Source organism: Pseudomonas sp. PGPPP1 (assembly GCF_002255865.1).
GTDB lineage: Bacteria > Pseudomonadota > Gammaproteobacteria > Pseudomonadales > Pseudomonadaceae > Aquipseudomonas > Aquipseudomonas cremoris.
In genome coordinates, this window is record NZ_NKIG01000014.1 from 156,447 (window position 1) to 163,038 (window position 6,592).

Annotated in this window: 5 protein-coding genes; 3 read left to right on the top strand and 2 right to left on the bottom strand. The window is 58.7% G+C overall.

Annotation, left to right across the window (positions count from 1 at the left end; genetic code table 11):
- Positions 1-67: 67 nt before the first annotated feature.
- The gene (locus CFE47_RS17175) at positions 68-1,621 is read right to left on the bottom strand and encodes a glycoside hydrolase family 17 protein (protein WP_286838775.1); all 1,554 of its coding nucleotides are present in this window, start codon (positions 1,619-1,621) and stop codon (positions 68-70) included.
- A 332-nt stretch (positions 1,622-1,953) separates the two neighbouring features.
- Between CFE47_RS17175 and CFE47_RS17180 the strand changes: the two genes are divergently transcribed.
- From CFE47_RS17180 to CFE47_RS17190, 3 genes are all read left to right on the top strand, one after another.
- Positions 1,954-2,805 carry a glycine betaine ABC transporter substrate-binding protein gene (locus CFE47_RS17180; RefSeq protein WP_155583238.1) on the top strand — a complete coding sequence of 284 codons (852 nt, stop codon included), beginning with the start codon at positions 1,954-1,956 and terminating at the stop codon, positions 2,803-2,805.
- 254 nt (positions 2,806-3,059) lie between these two features.
- Positions 3,060-3,371 (top strand): DUF485 domain-containing protein, encoded by a 312-nt coding sequence (locus tag CFE47_RS17185; protein WP_185708874.1) that lies wholly within the window; start codon positions 3,060-3,062, stop codon positions 3,369-3,371.
- The gene (locus tag CFE47_RS17190; RefSeq protein WP_286838778.1) at positions 3,368-5,026 is read left to right on the top strand and encodes a cation acetate symporter; all 1,659 of its coding nucleotides are present in this window, start codon (positions 3,368-3,370) and stop codon (positions 5,024-5,026) included. Before CFE47_RS17185 ends, CFE47_RS17190 begins: the two co-directional genes overlap by 4 nt.
- Positions 5,027-5,300: 274 nt before the next feature.
- Here CFE47_RS17190 and gltA read toward each other — a convergent pair whose 3' ends face one another.
- Positions 5,301-6,590, bottom strand: a complete 1,290-nt coding sequence (gltA, locus tag CFE47_RS17195; protein ID WP_016979565.1) for a citrate synthase — start codon at positions 6,588-6,590, stop codon at positions 5,301-5,303.
- Positions 6,591-6,592: the final 2 nt, after the last annotated feature.

The following is a 6,592-nucleotide window of genomic DNA, read 5'->3' on the forward strand; positions in this document are numbered from 1 at the left end:
CAGCTCCCACCTTTGATCGGGTTCACACGGTCAAAATGTGGGAGCTGGCTTGCTTGCGATAGCGGTGTTAAGCCTTGCGCACCCTCAAGCAACGCCACAAAGCCCCGACCATCAGCACGCTGACCACCGCCCAGCCCCAAGCCTGCTGGTTCATCAGACCTTCACGGTACAATTGCGGCGCAACGCCGGCACCGATGATAAAGGCCAGCAGGGCAATTTCACGACGTGGGCCTGTAACTGGGCGAACGAGATAAACCAAGGCGGGCAGTAACAGCGCCGCGCTTGGGAAACTGCGGTAACGCGGGTCAAACACCAGCGCAAGCATCATCACCGCCCCTGCAAACCCGGCAATCGCCACCAGCCAGCCTGCACGTTGTTCCAGCCAGTTGAACGTACGTTCACGCCAGCCCTCGCGAGCGCTCAAGGCCAGCGCAGCGTGGGCCAGCACCAGCAGGTTCAGCACGACCAGCAAGCCGGCCCACACCCACTCATCATTGAAGCGCGCCGTGACGCGGGTCAGTTCCGACCAAGTGCCGATGGAGCAGGCGGCCACCGCGCCCAGCAGCGGCAGGAGCATCGCGGCCCGTGTGCTGCGAACGCGCCCACCCAATGCCAAGGTGCCCAGCAGGATGATCCCGCCCACCCCAAGCCACAGCGGCCAGTACGGCACGTTGGTCACCGGCCCGGCGAGGATGCCCTTGTCCTGGCGGTCTGCATCGAACAGGCCCCAGTAACCCCCCACCGCACCTTCGCTGGCACGCTTCCAGGGTTGGTCAAAGGCTTCGATTAGGTTGTAGTGCCAGCCATTGGCTTCGGCCATGGCCACGAAGCCGCGCATGAACTTGGCTTCGTTGACCCGGCTCGGCACTGCGGTTTCACGCTGGCGGCCTTCGCTGGGCCAGCCGGTTTCGCCGATCAGCACATCCTTGGGCGCGAACTTGTTGCCGAAAGTCTGGCGTACATCGCCCACATGCTTGAGGGCCTGGTCGATGCCGGACGGGTCATCTTCCCAATACGGCAGCAGGTGAATGGTGAGGAAGTCCACCGCTGGGGCGATTTCCGGGTGCTGCAGCCAGAACTCCCACACGTCGGCGTAGGTCACTGGTTGCTTGATATGGCTTTTGACGGTGTGGATCAGCGCCACCAACTGTTTGGCGGTGACTTCCTTGCGCAGCAAGGCTTCGTTGCCAACGATCGCTGCAGTGACCACATCCGGGTTGGCATTGGCCGCGGCGATCAGTTCGTCGATTTCCTTTTTGGTCGCCACCGGATCACTGCTGACCCAGGCGCCGGCCATCACCTTCAAGCCATGCTTGCGTGCCATGTCCGGCAGGGCTTCCAGGCCGGTCATGGAATAGGTGCGGATGCATTCAAAGCGGGTAGCCAGCAGCGCCAGGTCGGCGTCCATGCGCTCTGGGCGCAGCGTGAACGGCTGGTCGAAAGGAGATTGGTCTTTATCGAAGGGCGTGTAGGACGCACATTGCATTTTGTGACTGGCGCTGGCTACATCCGGTAACACCACGGGACGGCCGAGGCCATACCAGTAACCGACCAGGGCCAGCAGGCCAAGGATCAAGGCGAAGAAATAGGGCAGGGCAGGGAAGCGGGCGGTCGCAGGCATGGTCGACTTATCTGGGGGAGCAAAGGCGCGCATCTTACCCGGATTTGGCCCATCCCAGTGGGGCTGCATAATTTTGACATGCAAAGTTCGGGCGGGATTTTGACGTCAAGTCCTACAAAACGTCCTGCTGGCTATGTGATGTCGTTTCTTGCTTGCATGAGGTCGCTGACAGAGCAGGTCGAAGCCTGCGCCGGGTTGATGATCAAGGCGTCAGCACTCCACTGATGTCGCAGCAGCCGGATCGAGGCGCGTGAAGGGGGCGCGGTGCACCACATAACAACAGGTTGACGTCGCTCGGCATCCGTCGGGCGCAGCACTTTCGGGGAAGTACTATGAAGATGCGACGACTCTTGGGCGCAGCTGCCACTCTGGTAGTTGCGATGGGCTCCACACTGGCCAGCGCCGACAGCAAAACCCTGAGCATCGGCTATGTAGACGGCTGGTCCGACAGCGTGGCTACCACCCACGTGGCCGCTGAGGTGATCAAGGAAAAGCTCGGTTATGACGTGAAACTGCAAGCCGTCGCCACCGGGATCATGTGGCAGGGCGTAGCCACCGGCAAGCTCGACGCCATGCTCTCCGCCTGGCTGCCCGTGACCCACGGCGAATACTGGGCCAAGAACAAGGACAAAGTGGTCGACTACGGCCCTAACTTCAAGGATGCGAAGATCGGCCTGATCGTGCCGGAGTACGTGAAAGCCAAGTCCATCGAAGACCTCAAGACCGACACCACCTTCAAGAACAAGATCGTCGGCATCGACGCCGGCTCAGGCGTGATGCTCAAGACCGACGAAGCCATCAAGGCCTACGGTCTGGACTACAAGCTGCAAGCCAGCTCCGGCGCAGCGATGATCGCCGAACTGACCCGTGCCGAAGACAAACAGGAATCCATTGCGGTCACCGGTTGGGTGCCACATTGGATGTTCGCCAAGTGGAAACTGCGTTTCCTCGACGATCCAAAAGGGATTTATGGTGCTGCTGAAACCGTCAACAGCATCGGCAGCAAGGGCCTGGAGAAGAAAGCGCCAGAAGTCGCGGCCTTCCTGAAGAAATTCCAGTGGGCCTCCAAGGACGAAATCGGCGAAGTCATGCTGGCGATCCAAGAGGGCGCCAAGCCTGATGCAGCGGCCAAGGATTGGGTGGCCAAGCACCCTGAGCGCGTCGCTGAATGGACCGCTAAGTAACCAATACCCTGTAAATGTGGGAGCGGGCTTGCCCGCGATAGCGGTGAATCTGTCACTCATCTGATGACTGGTACACCACTATCGCGGGCAAGCCCGCTCTCACATTGATTTCACCCTCCGTAAATCTTCCTGTGTTCTCACAACCCCTCGCTACACTCGATCTAAGACTAAGGTCGTCTGGAACCTCTACGGCAGCCGCATACAGTGGATACGTTCCAAAATAATAAAAAAGCTGTGCTGCGAGGATAAAAACAATGAACGACAGCATTTACCTCTCGATTCAAAACAGCCCGCGTTTCAAGGAGCTGGTAAGGAAAAGGGAACGGTTCGCCTGGATTCTCTCGGCGATCATGCTAGGGCTTTACTCCGCTTTCATCCTGTTGATCGCCTACGGGCCACAAATACTGGGCGCCAAGCTCAGCCCAGGTTCTTCGATTACCTGGGGCATTCCCCTGGGCGTCGGGCTGATTGTGTCTGCCTTTGTCCTGACCGGTATTTATGTCCGCCGGGCCAACGGCGAATTTGACGACCTGAACGCTGCGATTCTCAAGGAGGCTGCGCAATGATCGGTCGTCTACTGGCAATACTCGGCGCATCGTTCTTTGCTCCGGCCCTTTGGGCTGCGGATGCCTTGACCGGTGAAGTGCACAAACAACCCCTGAACGTGTCGGCCATCGTGATGTTTGTCGCGTTTGTCGGCGCCACCCTGTGCATCACTTACTGGGCGTCCAAACGCAATAAATCGGCGGCCGACTACTATGCGGCCGGCGGCAAGATCACCGGTTTCCAGAACGGTCTGGCGATTGCCGGTGACTACATGTCGGCGGCGTCCTTCCTGGGGATTTCCGCACTGGTGTACACCTCCGGTTATGACGGCCTGATCTACTCGATCGGCTTCCTGGTGGGCTGGCCGATCATTCTGTTCCTGATCGCCGAGCGCCTGCGTAACCTGGGCAAGTACACCTTTGCCGACGTGGCGTCCTATCGCCTGGGCCAGACCCAGATCCGCAGCCTGTCGGCATGCGGCTCGCTGGTGGTGGTGGCGTTTTACCTGATCGCGCAAATGGTCGGTGCCGGCAAGTTGATCCAACTGCTGTTCGGCCTGGACTACCACGTTGCGGTGATCCTGGTAGGCATCCTGATGGTGCTGTATGTGCTGTTCGGCGGCATGCTGGCGACCACCTGGGTACAGATCATCAAGGCGGTGTTGCTGTTGTCCGGTGCCTCGTTCATGGCGCTGATGGTGATGAAGCACGTCAACTTCGACTTCAACATGCTGTTCTCCGAGGCGATCAAGGTTCACCCTAAAGGTGAGGCGATCATGAGCCCCGGCGGTCTGGTGAAGGACCCGATCTCGGCATTCTCGCTGGGCTTGGCGTTGATGTTCGGTACTGCTGGCCTGCCGCACATCCTGATGCGCTTCTTCACCGTGAGTGACGCTAAAGAAGCTCGCAAAAGCGTGTTCTACGCCACCGGTTTCATCGGTTACTTCTACATCCTGACCTTTATCATCGGCTTCGGCGCGATCCTGCTGGTCAGCACCAACCCGGCGTTCAAAGATGCGGCAGGCGCCTTGCTCGGTGGCAACAACATGGCGGCGGTGCACCTGGCCAACGCTGTGGGTGGCAGTATCTTCCTGGGCTTCATCTCGGCCGTGGCGTTCGCCACTATCCTTGCAGTGGTTGCCGGCCTGACCCTGGCCGGTGCTTCGGCGGTGTCCCATGACCTTTACGCCAGCGTGATCAAGAAAGGCAAGGCCAACGAGAAAGATGAGATTCGCGTGTCGAAGATCACCACCGTAGCCTTGGGTGTATTGGCAATCGGCCTGGGTATCCTGTTCGAAAGCCAGAACATCGCGTTCATGGTGGGCCTGGCGTTCTCGATCGCTGCCAGCTGTAACTTCCCGGTGCTGCTGCTTTCCATGTACTGGAAAAACCTCACCACCCGTGGCGCCATGATCGGCGGCTGGCTGGGCTTGATCAGTGCCGTTGGCCTGATGATTCTTGGCCCGACCATCTGGGTCTCGATCCTGCACCATGAAAAAGCCATCTTCCCTTACGAGTACCCGGCGCTGTTCTCGATGATCATCGCGTTCGTCGGCATCTGGTTCTTCTCCATCACCGACAAATCGGCGGCGGCAGAGAAAGAACGTGCGCTGTACTTCCCGCAGTTTGTGCGTTCGCAGACTGGCCTGGGGGCGAGTGGGGCGGTTAATCACTAAGGTTGTAGCCTGATAAGAAAATGCCCCGGTCGAAAGGCCGGGGCATTTTTTTGTCTGGGGTTCTGTGTTGCTGCTTATATTGCTTTCGCGAGCAAGTCGAATCGTCGCACCGCCGCTCCCACATTTGACCGCATTTTCATATTGAAACTCGGTCAAGTGTGGGAGCGGGCTTGCTCGCGAAGGCGTCAGATCAGACAAAACAGTTTCTCAATACCTGCACAAATAAAAACGGCCTCCACTAAGGGAGGCCGTTTTCAGTGCAACTAAGCAATGCTTACTTGCGATCTTCCAGCTTGGTGATGTCACGCGACTCGTAGCCGGTGTACAGCTGGCGCGGGCGGCCAATCTTGTACGGGCTGGAGAGCATTTCTTTCCAGTGGGAGATCCAGCCCACGGTCCGCGCCAGGGCGAAGATCACGGTGAACATGCTGGTTGGAATGCCGATCGCCTTGAGGATGATCCCCGAGTAGAAGTCGACGTTCGGGTACAGCGAGCGTTCGATGAAGTACGGGTCGGTCAGGGCGATCTCTTCCAGGCGCATGGCCAGTTCGAGTTGCGGATCGTTCTTGATGCCCAGTTCCTTCAACACTTCGTCGCAGGTCTGCTTCATGACGGTGGCGCGTGGGTCGCGGTTCTTGTAGACCCGGTGACCGAAGCCCATCAACTTGAACGGATCGTTCTTGTCCTTGGCCTTGGCGATGAACTTGTCGATGTTGGAGACATCGCCGATTTCATCGAGCATGGTCAATACGGCTTCGTTCGCACCGCCGTGGGCAGGGCCCCACAGTGCGGCGATGCCGGCGGCGATACAGGCGAACGGGTTGGCACCCGACGAGCCTGCCAGGCGCACGGTAGAGGTCGATGCGTTTTGTTCGTGGTCGGCGTGGAGGATAAAGATCCGGTCCATTGCCTTGGCAAGCGTCGGGCTGATCGGTTTGATCTCGCACGGCGTGTTGAACATCATGTGCAGGAAGTTTTCTGCGTACGTCAGGTCGTTACGCGGGTACATCATGGGTTGGCCCATGGAGTACTTGTAAACCATTGCGGCCAGGGTCGGCATCTTGGCAACCAGGCGGATCGCGGAGATTTCGCGATGCTGCGGGTTATTGATGTCGAGGGAATCGTGATAGAAGGCCGACAGGGCGCCGACCACACCGCACATGACGGCCATCGGGTGGGCGTCGCGACGGAAGCCGTTGAAGAACGTCTTCAACTGCTCGTGAACCATGGTGTGGTTCTTTACGGTGCTGACGAACTGGGCTTTCTGCTCGGCTGTTGGCAATTCGCCATTTAGCAGCAGGTAGCAGGTTTCCAGGTAGTCCGATTTCTCGGCCAGTTGCTCGATCGGGTAACCGCGATGCAGCAAAATGCCATTATCACCATCGATATAGGTGATCTTCGACTCGCAAGAGGCGGTCGACATGAAGCCTGGGTCGAATGTGAAACGGCCCGTGGCCGTCAGGCCCCGTACGTCGATAACATCGGGACCAACGGTGCCGGTTAAAATGGGCAGCTCGACGGGGGCTGCGCCCTCGATGATCAACTGCGCTTTTTTGTCAGCCATGT